The sequence below is a fragment of the Pseudomonas moraviensis genome (genome assembly GCF_900105805.1).
GTDB lineage: Bacteria > Pseudomonadota > Gammaproteobacteria > Pseudomonadales > Pseudomonadaceae > Aquipseudomonas > Aquipseudomonas moraviensis_A.
Genome location: NZ_LT629788.1, coordinates 3,312,294 through 3,334,662, shown reverse-complemented (window position 1 = coordinate 3,334,662; position 22,369 = coordinate 3,312,294). Strand labels below are relative to the sequence as shown.

Sequence of the window (22,369 nt, the reverse complement as noted above, 5' to 3'; positions counted from 1 at the left end):
AGACTGGCTGGCCTGATCTGTTGAATCCTCCGATGCAGAAAGGGATAGTGCTCGCCTGGAAATATCTTCAAGGAGCAGGAATTGACAATGAAGTCCATGTGGATCAGCGCTGCGGTGCTCTACGGATGGTTAATGACTGGGCAGGCGTGGGCCGATTGCCCGCCGCCTGCGATCACCGGGGAAGCGGATTTTTCTCTGTGCAAGGACTGGCCGGCTTATTCGCAGTTGACGATTACCGCGCTATCGACGTTCGTGCCCGATCCCGTCTATGCCGACGGCGGCAGGGTGGGTTCATACAATCTCGATTTGGCCGTCATCTCGGCAGGCAGTGCCCAACCGCTGGCGACCTATCATCAGCCGTCGGCGTTTCTCTCCGATGCCATCGCGCTGGAGAGTCTGGAACTGGATACCGCGCGCTATAAACTCACGCCCGACCTGCGTGCATTCGGCGTACGCGCCCATTTCAAAGGCTCCTCACGCGTCAATCCGCTGGATGAAACGTTGCTGTCGCTCTATGTGAAAGAGGGCGACAAGTTGCGCCCGGTGCTGGATCGCTTGGTCGTCTACAGCTTCAGCGGCGAATGGGATGGCAACTGCGCGGGCGAGCGCTCGGAGACGGTGCGCACGCTCGAGATGGGCAAAACCGGTGCCCATGGTTATGCCGATATCATTGTCCGCTCAGTCACCACGGGCCTAGCCGGTGAGGGACCACCTGACAGCTGCGAATTGAAGACCACCCACGAAAAGCCAGTGCTGACCACGTTGAGCTACGACGGCAAAACGTACGTGTTGCCGCAAGGTTTCAAGGGCATGTGACTGGCGTTTTCACGACGCGCAGTGATCGGACGTGATCGGCTGATATAGACTTTGCGCCACGTATTCTGGCGCTTGCAGGTTTTCCATGACTCCATCATTGCTGTTGGCCGTTCTGGCTTCGGGTTTCATCTACGGGATCACGCCGGGGCCGGGTGTGCTGGCGGTGTTCGGGATTGGCGCGGCGCACGGGCGGCGGGCCGGGGCGGGGTTTCTCTGTGGGCACCTGCTCGGCGATGTGATCTGGTGCAGCACCGCGCTGGTGGCGATTGTTGGCGCGCGGGAAATCGGCAGCACTGCATTTGATGTGCTCGGCGTGCTTAGTGCGGTGTACCTGTTCTGGCTCGGCTGGCGTGCGGTGCGTGCCCAGCGTCGCAATGGCGACGAAGCGCAAGGCGCGGCGCGCCAGCCGTTCTGGCACGGCATCGTCTTCGGCCTGACCAATCCCAAGGCGTACCCGGTAGCGGTGGCGACCTTCACCGCGCTGCTGTCGAGCCGCGCCGAATTGCTCAACTGGTCAATGCTGCCGGCGCTGATCGCCCTGAGTTTCATCGGCGGTGCGCTGGCTTACGCCATTCTTATCGGTGTGGTTGGCGCGCAACGAGTGCGTACGGTGTATCAGCGTCACGAACTGCTGATCACCCGTTTGTGCGGCGTGATGTTTATCGGTTTTGCCATCAATGCGCTGGTGCACGCGCTCCCGGGGTTGATGCCGAACAAGGGCTGATGCTGAGCAAGCACCGTTCGTCGCGCCCCGGGCGGTTTTTCTAAACCTTTGACCGTCAAAGCATTCCTAACTGAGGCGGACGCTTGTCCGCCGCGATATTTTGAGCAGCGGGTGAACCACGGCCCGCTTGAATTTTCAACGAAGGAGGGCGCGACCATGAGCCGGATGGCCACCCGTTTACGTAACGTCAGTTTTGCAACCCTGCTGGGCCTGTGCGCCAGCACTGCATTCGCCCAGTCGCCTGCCGAATTCATCAACGATGCCTCCGCCAAAGGCATGGCCGACATCGAAGCCAGCCGTCTGGCACACGGCAAGACCGAATCGAAAGAGGTCAAGGATTACACCATCGTCGTCATCAACGACCGCACCACGGCCAACCAGCACCTGGCGAAAATCGCCAAGAAACTCGACCTGCCGGTTGCGCCCCGCGAAGAACTCGCCGACAAGGCCAAAGAGCTGATGCCGGAAGTGAAGGACGGCGCAACCTTCGATCAGGCCTACGCCGCCAGTCAGGTCAAAGCCACCGAAGAGGCGATTACCCAGATCGAACAACAGGCACAGACCACCGACGTGCCTGAGATCAAAGCGTTTGCCGATGAGACTTTGCCGAAATTGCAAAGTCATCTGGAGAAGGCCCGCGCGTTGCAGGCCAGTCGCTGAGTTCGCTGTATTATTGCAACGCGACCGAAACCTTCAGTTGAAATGCGATGCGTGCCCTGTGGGAGCGAGCCTGCTCGCGAAAGTTGTGTGTCAGTCAATGAGGTTTTGACTGACCATCCATCTTCGCGAGCAGGCTCGCTCCCACAAGTGTGTTTATACCCTGGATTTGTTCAGCACTCGTTCAAATCCTGTTTCGGCTTGCTCTTGTCACCCAGCCCCTCTAGATCAAACACCTGATTCTCACCCAGTGCGCGGTAATGCCGGCGCAGCGCTTCCAGCTGTTTCAAATCCAGCGCCTCCAGCCCGAGCATCGCGTTCTGCGCCTCCTTGTTCACCCGCAGCAGCTCATCGAGTTTCAAATGCAGAATGTCGGTATCGCGGTTCTGCGTGTTCTGAATCAGGAACACCATGAGGAACGTGATGATCGTCGTTGAGGTATTGATGATCAGCTGCCACGTGTCGTTGTAACCAAAAATCGGCCCGCTCGACCCCCACAACCCGATCAGAATCAACGCCCCCATGAACGTCTTCGGGCTACCGGCCCACAGGGCAAGTTTCTGGGCAATCTTGGCGAATTTCATGATGGAAGTCCTTGTTTTGGGAGCCTGAAATTCAGACATCGGCGTTGCGCTGAAAATTCTGTTTACAACTTCCTCGCTCACTCATACGTCGGGCAGGACTCGCCAATCCAAGGCTTCTATATGGACACCTTTCATTGTGGAGGTTTGAGACTAGTATCAAGTGGCAGTCAAACTGCCATCAGCTCATTCCACGGATAGAAACCCGTAAGAGGCGCCTCATGGAATTCTTCGAAAAGTTAGCCAGCCTAGCCGCAAAAGTCCGCTTGCAAAGCGCTGCGATCCAGACTGAGGAGGCAACGAAAAATGCATTCGTCATGCCATTTATCAGCACGGTTCTGGGTTATGACGTTTTTGACCCGACCGAGGTGACCCCCGAGTTCGTCTGCGATATCGGCACCAAGAAAGGCGAGAAGATCGACTACGCGATCATGAAAGAGGGGGAGGTGCAGATTCTGATTGAATGCAAAAAAATCGGTGAACCGTTGCACATCAATCACGCCTCACAGTTGTTCCGCTATTTCCATGTCACCAGCGCTCGAATCTCCATTCTTACCAACGGCCAAGTCTATAAGTTTTTCACCGATCTGGATGCGCCGAATAAAATGGACGAGAAACCGTTCCTTGAATTGGATTTGTTGGACATTGATGAGTATTCAGTCCCCGAGTTGGTGAAGTTGACGAAGTCAGCTTTTGATGTTGATTCCATCATCAACGCAGCGGGGGAGTTGAAATATGTCAGCCAAATCAAAAAGGTCCTCGCCGCGCAGGTCAGCAAGCCAGACGATGACTTTGTAAAGGTTTTCGCTTCTCGGGTTTATGACGGCGTGATCACACAGAAAGTGCGCGACCAGTTTCACGAGCTGACCAGAAAAGCTGTCGGGCAATTTTTGAATGACCAGATCAATGATCGGCTCAAATCGGCAATGAGCGGCGCTATCCAGCCAGCGCTGGCCTCCCTGCCGTCAGTTCCTGCCGGAACTGATCCGGTAGATCCGCGTGACGAATCAGATGATAAGGTTTTAACGACGCTGGAAGAGCTGGAGGGCTATCACATCGTTCGGGCGTTGGTTCGATCTGTCGTTGATGCCAAGCGCATTGTTCAGCGCGATACGCAGAGCTATTTCGGTATCTTGCTGGACGATAACAATCGCAAACCGATCTGCCGTTTGCATTTCAATCGATCACAAAAGTATCTCGGCATCTTCGATGAAGAAAAAAACGAGACCCGGCATGCGATCAATTCGGTGGATGACATCTATGAGTTCTCGGATCATCTGAAAAAAACTGTCGGCTATTACGATTGATGGGAGTCGACCATTCACTCAGACACCTCTTGCAACGTTCGCACTGGAATTGCTTTTCATGCTGCCTGTATCGTGAAAAGCAATTGAACGCCCCGACAGGAGAACGCAATGAGTTGGTCTGCCAAGCAATACGTCGCTTTCGAAGATGAACGCACCCGCCCGGCCTGTGATCTGCTGGCGGCAATACCCACGGCGCAGGCGCGGGCGGTGGTGGACATTGGTTGCGGGCCGGGCAATTCCACCGGGTTGCTGGTGCAGCGGTTTCCTGAGGCAAGGGTCAGTGGCCTCGACAGTTCGGCAGACATGATTGCCGCCGCGCGCAAGCGCTTGCCAGATTTGCAGTTTCAGGTGGCCGAGATCGACAAATGGGCTGACCAAGGTCCGTTCGATGTGATCTTCGCCAATGCGGTGTTGCAGTGGGTGCCTGATCACCATTCGTTGCTGCCAGCCCTGGCGAGCAAGCTTTCAGAGGGCGGCAGCCTGGCGATCCAGATGCCGGACAACCTCAACGAACCGTCCCACCGCTTGATGCGCGAAGTCGCTGCGGATGGACCGTGGGCGAGCAAGCTTGCAGGCGCTGCGGGACAGCGTACCGACATGGCAAGTGCCAGCGAGTACTTTTCGATGCTGCGGCCGCACTGCACGCGGGTCGATGTGTGGCGCACGACTTATCATCATCCACTGGCGGACGGAGCGGCGGGGGTGGTTGAGTGGTTCAAGGGCAGTGGTTTGATTCCGTTTCTGAGCCCGTTGACCGAGGAAGAGCGCGCGCAGTATCTGCGGAGATACCTGGCGGAAGTTGCAAAGGCTTACCCAGCATTGGCCGACGGCTCGGTGCTGTTGCCGTTTCCGCGTTTGTTTATTGTTGCGACTCGCTGAATCACGCCTCTAAGTTTCTTGAGTCCGCCACGTTATCTCAGGTCGGCGCATCTCTCGAAAGCAACCCGGTCGGTTCCCTCTCCCCCGGGAGAGGGTTAGGGTGAGGGGCCTTTCGGAGCATGAAACCCGATCATCGCTGCACTGCCACCAGCATCATCATCGGCCGCTCGCGTTCTTCGGCCAACGCCGGTTGCGCTGCGACCTCTTCGTCACTCGGTCCCCACTCATTGACGTGACGAATATTGAAACCCGCTGCGATCAACGTATTGAGCAACGTGCCCACGGTCCGATGCTGCTTGATCACGCCGTCGGCCAACCAATTCGTCACCCGCTCGCCTTCCATCTGATAGCTTTCCAGCGGCCAGCGCTTGCGACCTTCGTTGTCGATCAGCCAACCCGGATTGCGTGGCGCCATGAAAATCGGATGTTCAATTGAAAAGACAAAATGCGAACCCGGTTTGAGTGCGGCATACAGCTGCGCGAACAACCCCGGGAGATCTGTTATGTAGTGCAGTGCTAGCGAGCTGTAGGCGAGGTCGAAACTGCAGGCGGGCAAGGCGAGGTGTTCGAGGTCGGCGCGTTCATAGCGCACATTCGCGACGGTCGTCGATTGCCGTGCGCGGTCGAGCATCCTCTCGGAGACGTCCAGCCCCAGCACGCTGGCCGCGCCTTGCTCGACTGCCCAGCGGCTGAACCAGCCATACCCGCACCCCAGATCAACCACATTCAGACCGTGCATGACCGGCAGCAATGCCTTGAGCGCTGGCCATTCCGGGGCGGCATCGAGGCCGCCGATCGAGCGATTCATCTGGCTGTAGCCGTGGAAGAACTCGGGATCATCGTAGATGTTTTGCGTCATGTTGACGGTGTCCTTTCAATCCGTTTGCGTTGAATGTGTCGGAGAAATTTCTCTTTTCCCAGCGCTTTTACACGTGGTGCGCCATGGCTGTTTAAAGTCGAATCGCGTTACGTCCCGATGCCTACAAATCCTTGCGCCGCTGCCTACCGGTACGCCAGAATCCGCCGGCTTGTGCGCCTGGAGGGCGGTCGGTAACTTGGTTCGCGTCACTGATTTCCAGTGATCGGGTTTAGTAGCCCGGCAATGTCCTCCTCGTAACGGTTGCACGAGTTCCGTTGAATCAGGCGCGTGCCTGTATTTTATGGTGGCTGTGCGCATGGCGCCTTCGGGTGCGCCGGATGGGGGATGGGTCCGGTCTACTAACTTGCGTACAGCCGCCACCCTCCCGTTTAGTAGCGTGGTGGATGCGGCTCAAATTAAAGGTACCGCCCCCGTGTTCAAAGTAACGCCAAATCCGCCGGAAACCGACCCGGCCTCTCCGTACGAGTCCCTCGACTCAAAAAAACTCCACGAAGCCGCCGAACGCGCCCTCGACCACTATCTCATCCCGCCGAAAACCACTTCACCGCCGTACCAGACCAGCAGCATGTTCCAGGTCAACCCGAGCACCGACACCGAGTCGCTACTGGTCAATGCCAGCGAATCCCTCGGCTCGGCCAGCGTCATGCTCGGCGATTTCGCTGCCTTGCTCGACGGCAGCCAGCGCAAAACCCTGCTCGGCATCGCCCAGGTCGTCATGCTGGGCGAACTGGCGGTGAATCAGGTTTTGGATAATGTGGTGCCGGTGGGTTAGCCGGCGTTGATTTCCGGGTAAAAAGAAACCGGTCGTTGCGACCGGTTTTTCGTGCGATATATTTTCTTCAGACACTGGCGAGCAGGCATTCATAAGGAATACGCAAGCCATCGTGCAGACGTTTGATCATCGCCAGACTCAGCTTGCGTTTGCGGTTCAGCACCTCCGAAACGCGGCCACTTGTGCCAATAAAGGGCTCAAGATCCCGCGGTGTCAAACCTTGCTGATCCATACGAAATTTGATGGCTTCAATGGGATCAGAAGGCGGCATCGGAAAATGCTGCTCCTCATACTTTTCGATCAGCAGAGCGAGAATTTCCAACTCATCGCCCTCCGGCGAGTCGATTTCTGCACCCCACAGCTGTTCCATGCGCAGCAATGCTGCGCTCAGGTCTTCCGGGCTACGAATGGGTCTGATGTTCATTAAACGGTCTCCGCGTTGATCTGGTCGTATTGAGCGTTAGTCCCAACGAAGCGGATAAAGCCGAGTTGCCGTTGGTAGTCGATCGCCAGAATCACTCGATATTTATTCCCGCCGATATTGAATACCACCCTGGCTCCCTTGAGGACGCTCGCAAGACGCTCGCAGAAAAGGCGGGGGTTTCCGAATCCACCATCAAGCGATTCGAAGCGACCGGGCTCGTGACGTTGGAGGCTTTGATCCTGATCGCCACTGCGCTTGATGAACTCGACGCTGTGACCAAACTGTTCAAACCTGAGCACCCGGGCTCGCTGGATGAGCTGAAGAATGCCAGGCGCAAGAGAGGGATGCGCTGATGATCAAGCCGTTCAAACAAACAGAAGCGCTGAATGTTTTGAAGACGGCGCCAAGGTTGGTGAGCTGATTAAAGTCGCGGGCCGCTGACTTCGGTGGCCGCGCAAGCGGATCATGGAGATTTGCAGGGATTACAAATACCTCAAGGCCGAAGAATACATCGAGCAGACTCTCGCTGCGCTCGCCGACTGGAGGGAGGTATTCACTCGACTGAATGTCCCACACAAAGCCGGGGAACCGATCTTTAACGACTGGCGAAGCTGCATCAGGATTTCGAGAAGTAAACCCAAGAGGTAGGGCTCACACCTTCCACGAAAGTCTTTGCCGCGAATACGCGTGAAATCCCGCGCAAAAAAAAACCGGCCATCAAGGCCGGTTTTTCTATTCCTGCATCCCCCGTCAGACAACCCAACGCGAGATCAATATTCGGTGGAGCGGGTAGAGGGAATCGAACCCTCATCTAAAGCTTGGGAAGCTTTCGTTCTACCACTAAACTATACCCGCTCAGAGCGGCTGACTTTGTACCAGACTCGGCCACGGATTTGAAGTTTTCTTTTCTTCGCGATGGCTTTGCCACGCAGAAATCGGTCGATCGCGAGCAAGTGGTGCGCCGGTGCAGTAAGGCACCTCAGGCTTGCAGCCTTGCCCGCGATGACGCGGTTTCAAATGGCCAGTGCATGTTGATCCTGCACAAACGAGTAGCGCGTTCGGCTGGCTTGCGGCGCGGGTTTCAGAAAGCCGAGCAGGGCGTTCTGGCTGTCGCGGCAGGCGGCTTTGTGCTCCATGTCGAGGAAGTGCCCGGTGGCTTGCAGGGTGGTGAAGCTGCTGTGGGCGACGTGATTGCCGAACAGTCGCGCATCCTCGGCGGCGGTGTATTCGTCCCATTCACCGTTGAGAAACAGCACCGGCACGTTGATCTTTTTCGCCGCGTTCAGATAGCACTGTCGATCGCTGTGCAGCACATCGTTGATGTGAAAGTGCATCTGCCCGTATTCATGCTCGGCGAGGCTGCTGACGTGGCGATAGTTGAAGCGTTTGAACAGCGACGGCAGGTGTTTGCCGATGGTGTTGTTGACCAGATGGCCGACCCGGTCGCCGTCGCGGCTGCCGAGGTAGTCGACGCCGCGCTCGAGGTAATCGAGCATGTGTGCATTGATCACCGGTGAAAACGAGCTGATCACGGCTTTTTCGATACGCCGGGGCTGCTGGGCGAGGGCGACCAATGTTGCCGCACCGCCCCAGGAGAAGGACAGCACGTGCTCGGCAGCAAAGTGGTCGATCAGCTCCAGAAGAATCTGCCCTTCGACTTCCTTCGTCAGATGTTTCTCATGCCGGTTGTGGGCTTTTGACCGGCCCGCGTAGGGCTGGTCGTAGCAGACCACGTTGAATTGCGGGTGCAGGTTTTTCACGGTCTGTGCAAACGACGCAGTCGTGGCCATCGAGCCGTTGACCAGAATGATGGTCTTTTCTGCGGCGTCTGCGCGATAGAACTCCGTGTAAACCCGATACTGACCCTGTATATCCAGCACAGCGATTTCTGGCCTCATGTCATAAGACTCCTGGCAAGCAAGCGGGTATGCGCGCAATCGAGATTGCACGAGCTTTGTGACAGGTAGGCATACGCCTGGAATGTGCTGGCCCATGTCGATCCGGTACGGCAGGTCGACGGGTGTTGTTATTGGCGGGCAGATTGCCGGCTGAGGCGCAGCCCCTAAGGGCAGACGACCGACAAAAAGTTTCTTGGAAGTATGTGGTGACTAATCGGTCACATTTCGGCCGACGTCCTGATTCAAGCAGGGGAGCCAGGATCACGCAAGTGCGGTTGGTAAATTGTTCGACAACTTCGGCTGAGCGGTAGCGGGCTTAGAACAAATGGATCTCTTCGGTGCGTAAAACGCGGTACTCGCCCGGTTTTAGCGCGTGGTCGAGGGCCAGTTCACCGATGGATTCGCGATGCAGGCGCAGCACTTTGTTGTTGAAAAAACCAAACATGCGCTTGACCTGATGGTAGCGGCCTTCAACGATGCTCAGCCGCGCCGAGCGCGGACCGAGCAGCTCCAGATGCGCCGGTTGCGTGGTCAGATCCTCGAAAGCGAAGTAGATGCCCTCGGCAAATTTCAGCGCGTAGCCTGCGTCGATGTCCTGCTCGGTTTCGACGTAATAGACCTTCGGCAGTCTGGTTTGCGGCTGCGTCAGTCGCCGCGACCAGGCGCCGTCGTTGGTGATCAGCATCAGCCCGGTGGTATTGAAGTCCAGACGCCCGGCGATGTGCAGCTCTTCCTTGTCCGGTTCATCGAGCAGGTCGAGCACGGTCGCATGCTGCGGATCGCGGGTGGCGCTGACGCAACCCGGCGGTTTATGCAGCATGAAATAGCGCGCCGGTTTGCCGCTTTGCAGCACCTCATCGTCGATTTCGACCCGGCTGAATTCCAGTACCTCACTGTGCGGGTCGCTGACGATTTTTCCGTCAATCCGCACGCGCTTTTCCACCAGCAACAGGCGAACCTGCTGACGGTTGTAGCGGGGCAGATTGCTGAGGAAACGGTCGACGCGCATGGTCACAATTCAACGGAAAAAGGGTCGCGCATCTTACGGGATCGGCCGCCGGCCTGCTTGCAGTTGCGCTTCGACCTGCGCGCAGCGCGGGCACAGGCAGGCTTGATTGCGCAGCTCGAACGGCAGCGCCTCGAGCACTGCCGGATCGATGGTTACGCCGTAGCACCAGCATTCGCGGTCGGCGGTGCGCGGGTCGGCGAGGCTGCAGTCGTTGCGGGCGCCACACGCAGGGCAGTGTTCGGGTTTGACGTTGAGATCAGGCATAGGTCGAGTGCGGCATTTCCATGCAGGTGCGGTTGCGCCCGGATTGCTTGGCGCGGTACATCGCATGATCGGCCCGGGACAGCAGGCTGTGCAAGGTGTCATCGCGTTGCACGGTGGTGGCGCCGATGCTCACCGTCAGATGCAGGCTGTGGCCGTCGTAGGCATATTCGTGTTGCTCGACGTGCTGACGGATTTTTTCGGCGATTTTCTGCGCGGTCTCGCCGTCGGTGTCTTTCAACAGAACGATGAATTCTTCACCGCCCCAGCGGCAGACGATATCCGCGTGGCGCAGGCAACTTTGCAGATCGCGGGCGAACCCGATCAACACCTGATCGCCGGCCATGTGCCCGTAAGTGTCATTCAACGTCTTGAAGTGGTCGAGGTCGAGCAGCAAAGCGGTCAGCGGCCGGGTTTCGCGTTGAGCCTCGTGCAGTGCCTGTGCGGCAAGAATGTCGAAGCCACGTCGGTTCGGTAGTTCGGTGAGGCTGTCGAGTGTGGCGTGCGCCTGAATCTTCGCCTGGAAGCGCTTGATCACCCGATTGAGCAGCGCCAGCACTATCAGCGTCACCAGCAGGCAGATCAGCAGATTGAGATACAGCGACTGGCGGATTTCGCTCAGCGCGCCGTCCTCGCGTTTATCGACGAACAGGTACCAGTTCAACTCGGGAATAAACCGCACGTTGAGAAAATGTCCCTGGCCGTGGGTGGAGTATTCGTAACTGCCGCTGTGCGGCTTGGGCAACTGGCTGACCAGACTTTTCATGCTTTCCAGTTCGCCGAGGCCCTGGCCGATGTGCGCGCCTTCCGGGCCGCCCTCGGCACCGGTCAACACGAGGCGGCCGAAGGTGTCGACGAAGTACACGCTGCGTTGATAGCGCTGTTGATACTTGTCGATCAGCTTGATCACCGCGTCCACGGTCAGGCCCACGCCCGCGGCGCCGATGAAGCGGTTGTGGTAGTCGTAGACCTTGTAGTTGATGAAGAACGTCAGATTGTCCTTGTTGGCCAGATCCGGATCGACGTTGATCTCGTACGGGTCCCGCATGTCGCGTACGCGGAAATACCAGGCATCGCGCGGCTCTTCGATTTTGACCTGCTTGAGCACGCCTTTGGCGTGGTAGTAGGTGAGCGTGGCATTGGAAACGAAGAATGCGGTGTAGGCGCCGTAATGGGTCATGACTTCGTCGAGGTAACGGGTCATCTGCTCGGGGTTCTGTTCGCCGTTGACCACCCAGTCGCGCATGAACGTGTCGCGGGACATCATCGAAGAAATCAGGATCGGCCGGACCAGGTCTTTCTGGATTTCCGAATAGACCGTGTCGGAGGTCAACGGCAGTTCGGTGTTGACGATGTTGTCGCGGATCGACCCGCGGGAAGCGAAATAGCTCAACAGCGAGGTGGCGAGAAACCCGGCGCCGAGCAGGGCGACCAAGGTGAGCACCAGTGAACGTTGCGAGTACAAGGGAGAACGAAGCGGCATGGCAGATCCGTTGGCAGTGGCCCGATGGGATGCATTCTAGTGGGATGGTCGGGAAAACACTGCGGGATTTGTGCCTGAAATGGCGGGGGATATGACTCAGCGGTGTGTCAGGGAAATCGCATCCTTCTACCGGAGGCAGAGGCTGATTGTGGTGATGGCGAAATTGCTGATCGGCTCGGTATCAGTCAAATGATCGCCTCTGAAACTCATCTCCGTGAAGTAAACAGGATTTCATAATCACTTGTTTCAACTTGTTGCAGGAACGCACCAGATTCGGAAAACGCTGTCTGATTTTTCGACAGTCACAGAATTTTTGACTGTCGCCTGCCAGCGTCGCTGGTGTGGCCAACCCGCGGTCCAGGAGGCCGCCATGTATCGCCGAATCGTACTGCTTGCCGTGATGCTTTTTTCCCTTGGCGGATGCGTCCCATATTCATACGGAGACAGCTACTACAGGTCAGAGGTCTACACATCACCCGCACCGGCCTATTACAGCGGTGGCGGCTCCTATTACCGTAGCGGCGGCACCTATTACACCCAGCCGCGCTATTACCAGCCAGCGCCGCGGTACTACCAGCAACCGCGTTATTACCAGGCCCCGCGTCACTACCAACCGGCCCCACGCTATTACGAAAGCCGTCGCTGGCACGGCAATGATCGCGGACGTTGGGACGGCCACCGTCGCGGCGGTTGGGACAACGACCACCGTGGCCGCGGCAACTACGATCGCCACAGCGGTCGCCGTGACTACAACGGCCGTGGCAACCGCTGGTAATTAACCGTAAACAAACAAGCGGCGCATCAGGCGCCGCTTTTTTTTGCCCGTCGAAAAGTAGTTTCATTCGCCTTCTCCCAAGGGATTCCCGGAAGCGTCCTACAGTTTCATTTCGTGGCATTTGTTAGCGTTTGTGGATGCCGAACGACGTGAGAGATCCTCAGCTCAATAGCGGCGAAAAATGGACGTTAGCGCTATGAAGCTTCTGGTTATTCACCAAAATTTTCCGGGTCAGTTCCGCCATGTGGTGCTGGCGGCGATGGCCCGGCATGACGAGGTTGTGGCGATAGGCCGGGACACGGCACCGGGCGTCGTCGGGGTGAAAATCTATCGCTATCGAGCGACCAGCCGAGCGCCCGGCAATATGCACCCCTATCTGATTCGCTACGAACAAGCCGTGATGGATGGGCAGCAAGTTTTCGCAATCCTGAGCAGGCTGAAACGGTCGGGTTATCGACCAGACGCGATTCTCGCTCATCCCGGATGGGGAGAGACGCTCTTCGCCAAGGACGTCTATCCCGATACGCCGCTTATCCACTATTGCGAGTACTACTATCGAGCGCAGGGCGCCGATTCCGGCTTCGACCCCGAGTTTGCGCGGGCCACGGCGGAATCGTCACGGCTGCGGGTGCTCAATTCGCTGCATCTTTTGAATCTTGAACAATGTGATATCGCAATTTCGCCTACGCAGTGGCAGCGCAGCCTTTTTCCGGCCGCTTACCGGTCGGCAATCCGGGTCATTCATGAAGGTGTCATTCAAGGTTCTGACCTGGCAACAGTCGGGGCAGTCAGGTTGCCCAATGGAATCGAGCTCAAAGCGGGACAGCCGATCGTTACCTACGTCGCCAGAAATCTCGAGCCTTATCGCGGGTTTCACAGTTTCATGCGAGCGATTCCGCATATTCAGGCTCAGTGCCCCGATGCGCAAATCATCGTGGTTGGCGGTGATGACGTCAGTTATGGGAGTAAGCCGGTCGGGTATGCAAGCTGGCGCCGCAGGATGGAGGCGGAAGTAAGTTTTGATCACTCCAGAGTGCATTTCACAGGAAAGCTTTCTTACCAGACTTATCGAGCGGTCCTGCAGTGTTCGAAAGTCCATGTTTATTTGACGTATCCGTTTGTTTTGTCGTGGTCGTTACTGGAGGCGATGGCGTCTGGTTGCGTGGTCATTGCGTCGGATACGGCCCCGGTCAAGGAAGTGATCGTTGATGGGATTAATGGAGTGTTGGTGGATTTCTTCGACCATCAAGGATTTGCCAGAAGTGTGTGCAAGGTTTTGAAGTCGGCGGGTGAGTACGATGGTCTTGCCAGCGCTGCGAAGTTGACGGCAAGTCGGTTCAGTGTGAAATCGGGCGTGAGCCAATACTTTGAGATTTTTGAAAGGACGATGTCCGGGCATGACGATATATCAACCGTTCCGCAGTTTGATCGGGAGGGTTGAAATGTCCAGGAAGTCGCGTAAGCAGGCGATCAAATGGTTCAAAAGGTTATTGAAGTATGGCCTGTTCGTGTATGTCTGTTACTGCGTAGCGGAATTTTATATTCAAAAAGAACAATCCGCCGAGTCGGCGGCTATTCACCAGGCAAACGAGAAAGCCTGTCAGAACAAGCTGGCGAGCATGAAGCAGGTGCCGATATTAGGCGGTGCCTATGTGGATAAGACGATGGTCCCGGAGTTTTACGTTGGCATGCCTGAAATGGTGAATAAGAAGGCTTGCCTGGCAATTGCTCTGAAGGGGTTTTTCTGGTGGACCGGCGCGGGACTGCACCGTTACCAGGATCTGCGCCTGGAGCCGATACCCAAAAGCTGGCGGCTTTATAAATTGAATGCCGGACTTTTTACCAGAAAAGAAACCACCGAGCCCCATGAGCGCGGTTATCGGCACGTCAACTGGCCGGATGAGTTGATCGTGAAATTGAAAAATTATCCGGGGCTGGAGATTTGGCTGGATGCACCTCCGCCGCATTTCAAGAATGAAGATTCGGTCAGAACGTTTGTCATTACTGGCTGGCCGCGGCGAGATGGAACCCCTCGGTTGATCAACTGTGATGGCTTGATTCGTCCGGCTTCGGAGGAACAACTGACTGACGAGAAACTGGCACGGTTCAGCAGAGCTGAATTGGAAAACCTTGATTTCGGAAAATTGAATTTTTTCTGCACTATCAATCTGGATAACTTCGACTTCGCTGGGGGACACGGGAGCGTAGGTCTCGGACTAGCGTCATTACGCGAAGCACCTGAGATGCTCAAGTATCTCAGTGATTATCTTTCACGCTCTGTTATTACAAGGAAGTAACAATGAGTTATGTTTTTAGCGATATGGAAAAAACAGAAATTTTCAACGCAGCCAATATTTGCAAAGGAATGAGGCTGCGCTCAAAACAAATTCAGTACGATGCGCTGAAACTAGCAGGAGCCAGCTGCGCTCCTCTGTATCAAAAGCTGTTCGATATTATTGGCGAAAAAATTTCTGAGGTTTTCGCTGTCGATAAAGAGGCTGGAGAAGTGCTGAAAAATGCCAGGCTCTGGCTGGCCGTGGCTATTGATGCCAACGGTGGAAACGGTGCCTACTCGGCGCTGATTCGTGGTTACACCTCGCGGCAAGGTGAACTCAGACTGAATACAATTTTCAGTGAAGACCTGATGCAGCTTTCATCTAACCAGGTTGCCGTCAATTTCATCAATACCCTGATCAACGGGTCCCTCGCCGGTCAACTGGCGCCCTGGACCGTTCCGTCGATCAGCCAGATCGCAGAAATCGATGCCAGCGCGATTGGCGAGGCACTGTTCAAGGAGGTTTGCGGGGAGGACGATACCGCCGTGAAACGCAATGCCGGTTGGTCCGGAACGGTCGGCTTCAGCCTGTTGGGCGGTAAACCTCCCTATGAGACGTGGAGATTGATCTCTGCGGGCGAACAGGATGCGGAAGATGACGGCCCACCCATTCAGGCAAAAGCCAACCGGCTCGACGACTATAAAAACATTCTCTTCGCCATCGATTCCTACAGCGTCGGCCTGCGAGCGGCGATCAGCAATTTCGGCATCAACCCACTGCAAAGTCTGCTTTCAGTGGTGCCGGAGCAGATCAACATTGCTCTAGCCAGTGGCAGTGTGAATCCACTGATCCAGCATGTAGTGAAAGGCACGCCTGTCGCCGCCGTGGTCGACCTGATCTTGCGCTACGGCCAGAACGAATTTCTCGACATGTTCAGGCGCACTTACGACGGCGATTCTGCTGCTTCACCCACCTCCAACGAGACCTTCGCCAGCAACGCTTACGCATTCTTCTCGGCATTCTCCCCAGAGCAGTCGCAAAGCATCGTCACCCGAACAATCGGCGAGTTTGGCAATGCGGGTGCATGGGCAAAACTCGCAGCCGAGGCGACTCCGCTCTGCCTTGCCATCCGCAACTCTTTGCAGCAGCTCAGTGAAGTCGTCATAGAACGTGCCGACGGTTATCCCGGTCGCAACCTCGAGCTTTACCATCCTCACACTGGCGAAGGCTTTATCACCGCGCAGTGGCTGGTGGATCGTGCACAGATGCTGGCCCGGTTGATTGCCCGAACCCAGGGCTCGTTCGGTGAACATTCGCTGCAGAGGTTTTCCTACTCCGATCTCGCCTCAGGCAGACAGGCGACAATGACCACCGGTGTGTTGAACCCGTTGGCCCTGTTCGGTGATGACGATGGGCGATCTTTCGCCGGCGGCGCCAATGCCGATCATCTGTATGGCGGCGTGGGAAATGACTCGATCGCCGGATTGGCGGGTAACGATGTCATTGAAGGAGGCCGCGGCAATGACTCGCTAAGCGGAGGCGATGGCAATGATGCGCTGTACGCAATGGGCGGTGATGATGTGCTGATCGGAGGTAAGGGCAACGACACTCTGATCGGAGGCGAGGGCAGTGACCGCTACGAGTTCTCCAGCGGCGATGGCATTGATGAGATTTTCGATGCCAACGCCAATGGGCAGCTGTGGATCAACGGTGTGCCGATCCCCACGCTAAAGCGCCGCACACCTTCGAGCAACATTTGGTCTACCGAGGATCGGTCCATTACCCTGACGCTTATTGGAAACACGCTCAACATCAAATACGGCCAGAGCGATCTGGTGGTGATCAAGAACTTCCAGCCCGGGATGCTTGGCATCCGACTCCCCGACCATGAGCGGCAGCCGGTCAGCGTTGCAGATCTGACACTTCAGGGCGACTGGAAAGCCAAAGACGCTGATCCCACTACCCCCGGCGATCAACCCTCCTTTGATGAGCTGGGCAACGTTGTGCTGCTGCCCAAGGTAAAACAGCGCAACAAGGCCGACGTACTTTACGGTTCCGCTGCAGACGACGTTGTTCTCGGCCTGGGTGGTTCTGATCGATTGTTCGGCAAGGCTGGAGACGATCGGTTATTCGGCGACAAAGAGACGACGCTCGAAAGGGCCATGGCCGACGGTGATGCCAAGGGCAAGGCAAGTCGCGGCGACTGGCTCGATGGCGGGCAAGGTGACGATTTGCTCATCGGCACGGCATCGCGAGACGTTCTGCTCGGTGGCAATGACCGGGATACCTTGATCGGTGGCGCTGGCGACGACGTTTTATCCGGAGACGAAACCACCGGTGCGCTGGAGCAGGGTTGGGCGGTCAAGCGCGCTGACGTCGCCATAGCTGGCGGTGTCACCAGTCATCGAACGGTCTATTCAAAGGCCTCGACAAACAGCGCATCCGAGGGCGGTGATGACGTGCTGTATGGGCAGGGTGGCAAGGACTTCATCAACGGCGGCTGGGGTCAGGACCTGCTCGACGGCGGGGCTGACGACGATTTGCTCGAAGGCGAGCAAGGGAACGACACCCTGGCCGGTGGCAGCGGCGATGACACGATGCTCGGTGACAATCTCGATTGGGGCGGTGGTCTACCCAGCAAGCATCATGGCAACGATGTGCTGGACGGCGGTAGCGGTGATGACTTGCTCGCCGGTAACGGTGGCAGCGACGCGTTGTATGGCGGCCTTGGCAACGACACTTTGCAGGGTGATGACGACGTAATCGACGGCGTCAACGGTAACGCCGCAGATTTTTTTGGCGATGATCTGCTAGACGGTGGTCCCGGTGACGACAGGCTCTGGGGCGGCGGTGGCGATGATCTGCTCTTCGGCGGCGAAGGCAATGACGATCTGATCGGCGATAGCCCTGACCATCCTGTTCGTTATCAGGGTAACGACTTCCTCGATGGCGGTGCGGGGGACGACACGCTGCGTGGCATGGGGGGCTCGGACACGCTGCTGGGTGGGGCAGGAGCGGATTTCCTGGATGGCGATGTGTCTGACCTGCAGCCGGGCGGAATCAACAATGACCTGCTTCAGGGCGGCGAAGGAAACGATACCTTACAGGGTGGCTTCGGTGCCGACACACTGTACGGCGGCGCGGGCGACGACATTCTTGCCGGCGATTACGAAAATAGCGCTGAAACCGAGCTGAATGCCGATTATCTGGACGGTGGCTCAGGTAACGACACGTTGCTCGGTGGCGCCGGCAACGACACGTTGCTGGGCGCAGAAGGCACGGACTACCTTCGCGGTGATTCCGGCGACAACGTGTTTGATGGCGGTCCCGGTCACGACGTGTTGGACGGGCTGGAGGGTGCTGACATTTATTATTTCGGCACTGGCGATGGCCTGGATGTTGTTACCGATTCTGGTGGCCGCAACATCATCAGGTTCGGTGCAGGGTTTTCCGCGCAAAGCCTGAAGGCCGACGTTATCGAAGTTACCGTCGGCACGGTGTTGCGACTGGCCAATGGCATGGGCGACGCGATACTCATCAAGAATCACGAGAAGTGGAAGGACTCCACATTCAGTTTCAGCGACGGCGTGGTACTGGGTTATGACGATGTCTTGCACAAAACATTGCCGCAGATGGAGGTGCCTGAGTTACCCGTACCGGAAGGTGTAACCGCCCCAGGAACCGTTGAAAGCAGAGTTGAGGATCCGCTTCAGTCAGACGATGTAACTGCTCCGAAGCAACGCCCAGTGGCATCTGTTCAAACGGTTGACTGGACCGAGGAATTCCTCGCGCAAATCAATTCAAAACGCTCCGCCCGCAGACACGCCACTGGTTTTACCCTGGATGAACAAGGGGTCTGGGTTCGCAGTCATATCACCACCAGCGACACTGGTTACACCACCCACACTGAGCTGATCGATCACAGCGTCGAAGCAGGTTCACTGTCTGAAACGCCGCAGTGGATGAAAGCTGATGGCGGGCGAGCCGTAGTCAGTGAAAGGCAGTCGAAAACCACAACGCGGGTCGAACATAAACAGGTGAAAGCCGAGGGAACAATGCCCTCCTCAAGCCAGGCGCCTCGCTATTATCGATCCGGTTCTGCCAGCGGTTTTTCATTCAATATCGCAGATGTATTGGTTGAAGACCGGCAGGAGTCCGGCGCCCTTGAAGGCTGGTACGTTTATCCGGCGGCAAGTTTCAGTTCGAGCGAAACCGTGCGCAGGGAATTCCGTTGGGATGCCGAGAGCACAACGATCAAAAACAAAATCGTCCAAGGCGACGACGTCGGTGGGCGAGTCAATATCGAAGTGGAGAACGTTTTTCACGGCGGTGCGGGAGATGATCTGATCGTCGTTTATGCAGGCTCCCCACTCGACTACGGCACTGTCGGTGACAGAACACCGGGCGCGTATTTATCCGCAGGGGCAGGGGACGATACCTTGCTGGGCTCCGAGGGCGCCGACTATCTGCTCAGCGGCTCAGGTGACGATTGGCTCTACGGCGAAGACGGTGCCGACACCTACATCGTCCAAGCGCACGCCGGAGCGACCACCACGATTGCGGATGTACCGAACCCGGTTTTCTACCGAGCAGAAGTTGGCGCAGCGGGGTGGAAAGACGAGTTCGGATTGATCGATCAGGACACGGTCGTTCTGCCAGCAGATGCACAGCGCGATGCACTGCACTTGAGCTGGGGTGCTGCATTGATAGAAACCACCCATGTCGAGCTGGAGCCCAACCCAGGTCGCGCGGCTTACCGCAATCCGCCGAGGGCGAAAATGCTCCATCCGACTCTGGATATCCAATGGAGCGGGACGCAGAAAGTCCGCATCGTCTTGCCCCTCAACGGTGAACTTGAGGGGGCCGGGATTGAGCTCGTAAAGTTCGGCGATGGGTCGGTCGTAAGTGTGAAGCAACTCTTGGAATCAAGTCAGCTGAGCCCCGCGCCCGACACTTCTCATACTGGCGTCATCGTCAGCAATCCCACGCGTTTCACTGCCTTGCGAGACGAACGAGCACTTCCCTTGGTGGGCGGTCGTGGCAACGACACGATAACCGGCGCCGGAGAGATTCGCGGCATGCAGGGTGATGACCTGCTCACGGGCAGCCCCGCTGATGATCTGCTGCTGGGGGGGGCGGGCAACGACACACTGTCCGGCGGCGCTGGAAATGATATCTACCGATACGATGGCCTCGGCAGAGATGTGGTCATCAACAGCGGAGGTGGCCTGGATGGAATCGATTTTTCCGAGCGCAGGCTGACCATCGACAACCTGAAATTTCACCGTGATCGCGATGATCTGGTGATCGTGGTGGATTACGGCATGGCACCGAAAATCCGGGTTTCCAATCATTTCGCCGCAGGTGAAAGCGCTATCGGCTTCATAAGAGTCAGCCAAGGAGCAACGATTCAGGACTACACCGCAGGGCAAATTGCTGAACGTCTGCACCCGCTTCCGCCATTGAGGGATGTCGAAGACATTTTGATAAAGGGCGACGATGAAGCGCAGCGGGCGATGATGGAAATCATCCAGTTTTACGAGCTGAATGTCTGAGTCGTATGGCGCCCGATTGAGCCAGCTCGCGATGGAAAGCCAGTCGCCATCGCGAGCAACGCGTCAGCTCAATACCGGGTCAGATCCGCCAAGGGATGTCGCCCCTCCCAGACTTTATGGAAGTGCGCCTCGACCACCGCATCCGGCACGTTATTGATATCTGGCCAGTGCCAGTGCGGCTTCTGATCCTTGTCGATCAAACGTGCGCGCACGCCTTCGCTGAATTCCGGGTGCCGGCAGCAGTTGAGGCTCAGGGTGTATTCCATCTGGAATACTTCGGCCAGCGACATATGCCGCGCGCGGAGGATCTGTTGCCAGACCAGATGCGCGGTCAGCGGCGAGCCCTCGGCCATGGTTTTCGCCGCGCGGGCAATCAACGGATCGCTGCTGTCACGGTGCAGGCTGATGGCTTTCCACGCACAGGTGACGTCGCTGACGTCGAGCAATTCGTCGATCTGCTGGCGACGCGGCAGCCATTGCGCTTCGGGCATTTGCTCAAGGGCCTCCTGCTGCAGAGCCTTGAGCAGGCTGTTGAGCTGCATGGCGGTCTGTTCCTGCCAGTTCAATTGCAGCAGGCCTTCGATCAGTTGCGGTTGCTGTTCGTCGAGCAGGAAGCGGTCGGCCAGATCCAGATCCAGCGCATCGCGACCGTTGATGTGCGCGCCGGTCAGCCCGAGGAACAAGCCGAGCCTGCCCGGCAGCCGTGCGAGAAACCAGCTGGCGCCAACATCCGGATACAGGCCAATGCTGATTTCCGGCATCGCCAGACGGCTGCTCGGCGTGACGATCCGCGTGCTGGCGCCCTGCAACAGGCCCATGCCGCCGCCCAGCACGTAACCGTGGCCCCAGCAGATCAGCGGTTTGGGATAGGTGTGCAGGCTGTAATCCAGGCGATATTCCGCGCTGAAAAACTGCGCGGCCAGTGGCGGCACTTCGCCGGGATGAGCGCGGCAGGCTTCGACCAGGCTGCGCACCTCGCCGCCGGCGCAGAAGGCCTTGGCACCGTTGCCGCGCAGCAATACGCAGACGATTTGCGGATCATCGGCCCATACTTTCAATTTGTCGCTGAGGGCGTTGATCATCGGCAGGGACAGCGCGTTCAGCGACTTTTCGGCATCCAGGCTGGCGATGCCGATGCGGGCGCCGTCGGTGCCGGTGCGTTCTTCGAAGTGCAGATTCATCGTGACCTCGATCGGAAATTTGAGCGATCAGTATGATCGCTGTGGGGGAAAGTGCCGGATCTGCGTCAGATCAATTGACAAGCGTGGCCGGCTTTCCTAGGGTTCGCCCCATTGTTTTTGCCGGAAATGACCATGACTGCTGACGACCGTATCAAACTCGAACCGAGCTGGAAGGAGGCACTGCGTGCTGAGTTCGACCAGCCTTACATGGCAGAGTTGCGCAGCTTTCTGCAGCAGGAGCGGGCGGCCGGCAAGGAGATCTACCCGCCTGGGCCGTTGATTTTCAATGCGCTGAACTCGACGCCGCTGGACAAGGTGAAAGTGGTGATTCTCGGTCAGGATCCCTATCACGGCCCGGGCCAGGCCCACGGTCTGTGCTTCTCGGTGCAACCGGGCGTGCCGGCGCCACCGTCGCTGGTCAACATCTATAAAGAGCTGAAGCGCGACCTCAACATCGACATTCCCAACCACGGCTACCTGCAGAGCTGGGCCGATCAGGGCGTGCTGCTGCTCAACACCACCATGACCGTCGAGCGCGCCAACGCCAACGCGCACAAGGACAAGGGCTGGCAGCACTTCACCGACCGTATCATTGAAGTGGTCAGCGAAAAGCAGCCGCATCTGGTGTTCATGCTCTGGGGCGCCCATGCGCAGAGCAAGCAGAAGCTGATCGACGCCACCAAGCACCTGGTGCTGACCTCGGTGCATCCGTCGCCGTTGTCGGCCTATCGCGGGTTTTTGGGCTGTGGGCATTTCAGCCGGACCAACAAGTTTCTCGAACAGAATGGCGAAACGCCGATCGACTGGCGCCTTCCACCAATCTAAAAGCATCGCGAGCAGGCTCACTCCTACTTTGCAATACATTCCCCTGTAGGAGTGAGCCTGCTCGCG

Annotated in this window: 21 protein-coding genes and 1 tRNA gene; 12 read left to right on the top strand and 10 right to left on the bottom strand. The window is 57.3% G+C overall.

What is annotated here, in order from left to right; genetic code table 11:
• Positions 1-81: 81 nt before the first annotated feature.
• The 3 genes from BLU71_RS14830 to BLU71_RS14820 all read left to right on the top strand — a co-directional run bounded on the left by BLU71_RS14830 (position 82) and on the right by BLU71_RS14820 (position 2,200).
• Positions 82-816 (top strand): hypothetical protein, encoded by a 735-nt coding sequence (locus tag BLU71_RS14830; protein ID WP_083353382.1) that lies wholly within the window; start codon positions 82-84, stop codon positions 814-816.
• Positions 817-901: 85 nt separating this feature from the next.
• Positions 902-1,540, top strand: a complete 639-nt coding sequence (locus tag BLU71_RS14825) for a LysE family translocator (RefSeq protein ID WP_042608161.1) — start codon at positions 902-904, stop codon at positions 1,538-1,540.
• A 156-nt stretch (positions 1,541-1,696) separates the two neighbouring features.
• The gene (locus BLU71_RS14820) at positions 1,697-2,200 is read left to right on the top strand and encodes a DUF4142 domain-containing protein (protein WP_042608160.1); all 504 of its coding nucleotides are present in this window, start codon (positions 1,697-1,699) and stop codon (positions 2,198-2,200) included.
• 170 nt (positions 2,201-2,370) lie between these two features.
• Here BLU71_RS14820 and BLU71_RS14815 read toward each other — a convergent pair whose 3' ends face one another.
• Positions 2,371-2,781 (bottom strand): low affinity iron permease family protein, encoded by a 411-nt coding sequence (locus BLU71_RS14815; RefSeq protein ID WP_083353381.1) that lies wholly within the window; start codon positions 2,779-2,781, stop codon positions 2,371-2,373.
• A gap of 218 nt (positions 2,782-2,999) precedes the next feature.
• Here BLU71_RS14815 and BLU71_RS14810 point away from each other — a divergent pair, with 218 nt between their 5' ends.
• The gene (locus BLU71_RS14810) at positions 3,000-4,085 is read left to right on the top strand and encodes a type I restriction endonuclease (protein WP_083353380.1); all 1,086 of its coding nucleotides are present in this window, start codon (positions 3,000-3,002) and stop codon (positions 4,083-4,085) included.
• Positions 4,086-4,193: 108 nt separating this feature from the next.
• Positions 4,194-4,964 carry a trans-aconitate 2-methyltransferase gene (tam, locus tag BLU71_RS14805; protein ID WP_083353379.1) on the top strand — a complete coding sequence of 257 codons (771 nt, stop codon included), beginning with the start codon at positions 4,194-4,196 and terminating at the stop codon, positions 4,962-4,964.
• Between the two features lie 130 nt (positions 4,965-5,094).
• Here tam and BLU71_RS14800 read toward each other — a convergent pair whose 3' ends face one another.
• On the bottom strand, positions 5,095-5,823 hold the full coding sequence (locus BLU71_RS14800; RefSeq protein WP_064362611.1) for a class I SAM-dependent methyltransferase: 729 nt from the start codon (positions 5,821-5,823) through the stop codon (positions 5,095-5,097).
• A gap of 433 nt (positions 5,824-6,256) precedes the next feature.
• Here BLU71_RS14800 and BLU71_RS14795 point away from each other — a divergent pair, with 433 nt between their 5' ends.
• Complete coding sequence (locus tag BLU71_RS14795) at positions 6,257-6,616, top strand: DUF6124 family protein (RefSeq protein ID WP_039760852.1); 360 nt, start codon at positions 6,257-6,259, stop codon at positions 6,614-6,616.
• Between the two features lie 67 nt (positions 6,617-6,683).
• Here BLU71_RS14795 and BLU71_RS14790 read toward each other — a convergent pair whose 3' ends face one another.
• Together BLU71_RS14790 and BLU71_RS28160 are read right to left on the bottom strand one after the other, a co-directional pair.
• Complete coding sequence (locus tag BLU71_RS14790; RefSeq protein WP_042608155.1) at positions 6,684-7,040, bottom strand: helix-turn-helix domain-containing protein; 357 nt, start codon at positions 7,038-7,040, stop codon at positions 6,684-6,686.
• Positions 7,040-7,135 carry a type II toxin-antitoxin system HigB family toxin gene (locus tag BLU71_RS28160; protein WP_231982414.1) on the bottom strand — a complete coding sequence of 32 codons (96 nt, stop codon included), beginning with the start codon at positions 7,133-7,135 and terminating at the stop codon, positions 7,040-7,042. The genes BLU71_RS14790 and BLU71_RS28160 overlap by 1 nt, the downstream gene beginning before the upstream one ends.
• A 3-nt stretch (positions 7,136-7,138) precedes the next feature.
• Between BLU71_RS28160 and BLU71_RS14780 the strand changes: the two genes are divergently transcribed.
• Positions 7,139-7,393: a helix-turn-helix transcriptional regulator gene (locus BLU71_RS14780; RefSeq protein ID WP_083354340.1), complete on the top strand. Its 255-nt coding sequence runs from the start codon at positions 7,139-7,141 to the stop codon at positions 7,391-7,393.
• A gap of 428 nt (positions 7,394-7,821) precedes the next feature.
• Here BLU71_RS14780 and BLU71_RS14770 read toward each other — a convergent pair.
• From BLU71_RS14770 to BLU71_RS14750, 5 genes are all read right to left on the bottom strand, one after another.
• Positions 7,822-7,895: transfer RNA gene (locus BLU71_RS14770), tRNA-Gly, on the bottom strand.
• Positions 7,896-8,053: 158 nt separating this feature from the next.
• Positions 8,054-8,938, bottom strand: a complete 885-nt coding sequence (locus BLU71_RS14765; protein ID WP_041478884.1) for an alpha/beta fold hydrolase — start codon at positions 8,936-8,938, stop codon at positions 8,054-8,056.
• 316 nt (positions 8,939-9,254) lie between these two features.
• Entirely contained in the window at positions 9,255-9,947 is a 693-nt protein-coding gene (locus tag BLU71_RS14760) for a pseudouridine synthase (protein ID WP_083353378.1), read from the bottom strand.
• 33 nt (positions 9,948-9,980) lie between these two features.
• The gene (locus BLU71_RS14755) at positions 9,981-10,211 is read right to left on the bottom strand and encodes a cysteine-rich CWC family protein (protein WP_064362599.1); all 231 of its coding nucleotides are present in this window, start codon (positions 10,209-10,211) and stop codon (positions 9,981-9,983) included.
• Positions 10,204-11,691, bottom strand: a complete 1,488-nt coding sequence (locus tag BLU71_RS14750) for a sensor domain-containing diguanylate cyclase (protein ID WP_083353377.1) — start codon at positions 11,689-11,691, stop codon at positions 10,204-10,206. The genes BLU71_RS14755 and BLU71_RS14750 overlap by 8 nt, the downstream gene beginning before the upstream one ends.
• Before the next feature lie 370 nt (positions 11,692-12,061).
• Between BLU71_RS14750 and BLU71_RS14745 the strand changes: the two genes are divergently transcribed.
• From BLU71_RS14745 to BLU71_RS27930, 4 genes are all read left to right on the top strand, one after another.
• Positions 12,062-12,466 (top strand): hypothetical protein, encoded by a 405-nt coding sequence (locus tag BLU71_RS14745; RefSeq protein ID WP_039760873.1) that lies wholly within the window; start codon positions 12,062-12,064, stop codon positions 12,464-12,466.
• Positions 12,467-12,662: 196 nt separating this feature from the next.
• Positions 12,663-13,907, top strand: a complete 1,245-nt coding sequence (locus tag BLU71_RS14740; protein ID WP_083353376.1) for a glycosyltransferase family 4 protein — start codon at positions 12,663-12,665, stop codon at positions 13,905-13,907.
• Between the two features lies 1 nt (position 13,908).
• A complete protein-coding gene (locus tag BLU71_RS14735) occupies positions 13,909-14,763 on the top strand; it encodes a hypothetical protein (protein ID WP_083353375.1) in 855 nt (284 codons plus the stop codon).
• A 2-nt stretch (positions 14,764-14,765) separates the two neighbouring features.
• Positions 14,766-20,297 (top strand): calcium-binding protein, encoded by a 5,532-nt coding sequence (locus BLU71_RS27930; RefSeq protein ID WP_083353374.1) that lies wholly within the window; start codon positions 14,766-14,768, stop codon positions 20,295-20,297.
• Between the two features lie 68 nt (positions 20,298-20,365).
• On the opposite strand, the gene BLU71_RS14725 is transcribed toward BLU71_RS27930, so the two are convergent.
• Entirely contained in the window at positions 20,366-21,478 is a 1,113-nt protein-coding gene (locus BLU71_RS14725; protein WP_042608148.1) for an enoyl-CoA hydratase/isomerase family protein, read from the bottom strand.
• A 132-nt stretch (positions 21,479-21,610) separates the two neighbouring features.
• Between BLU71_RS14725 and ung the strand changes: the two genes are divergently transcribed.
• Positions 21,611-22,303 carry a uracil-DNA glycosylase gene (gene ung, locus BLU71_RS14720; protein WP_083353373.1) on the top strand — a complete coding sequence of 231 codons (693 nt, stop codon included), beginning with the start codon at positions 21,611-21,613 and terminating at the stop codon, positions 22,301-22,303.
• The last annotated feature ends 66 nt before the right edge of the window (positions 22,304-22,369 follow it).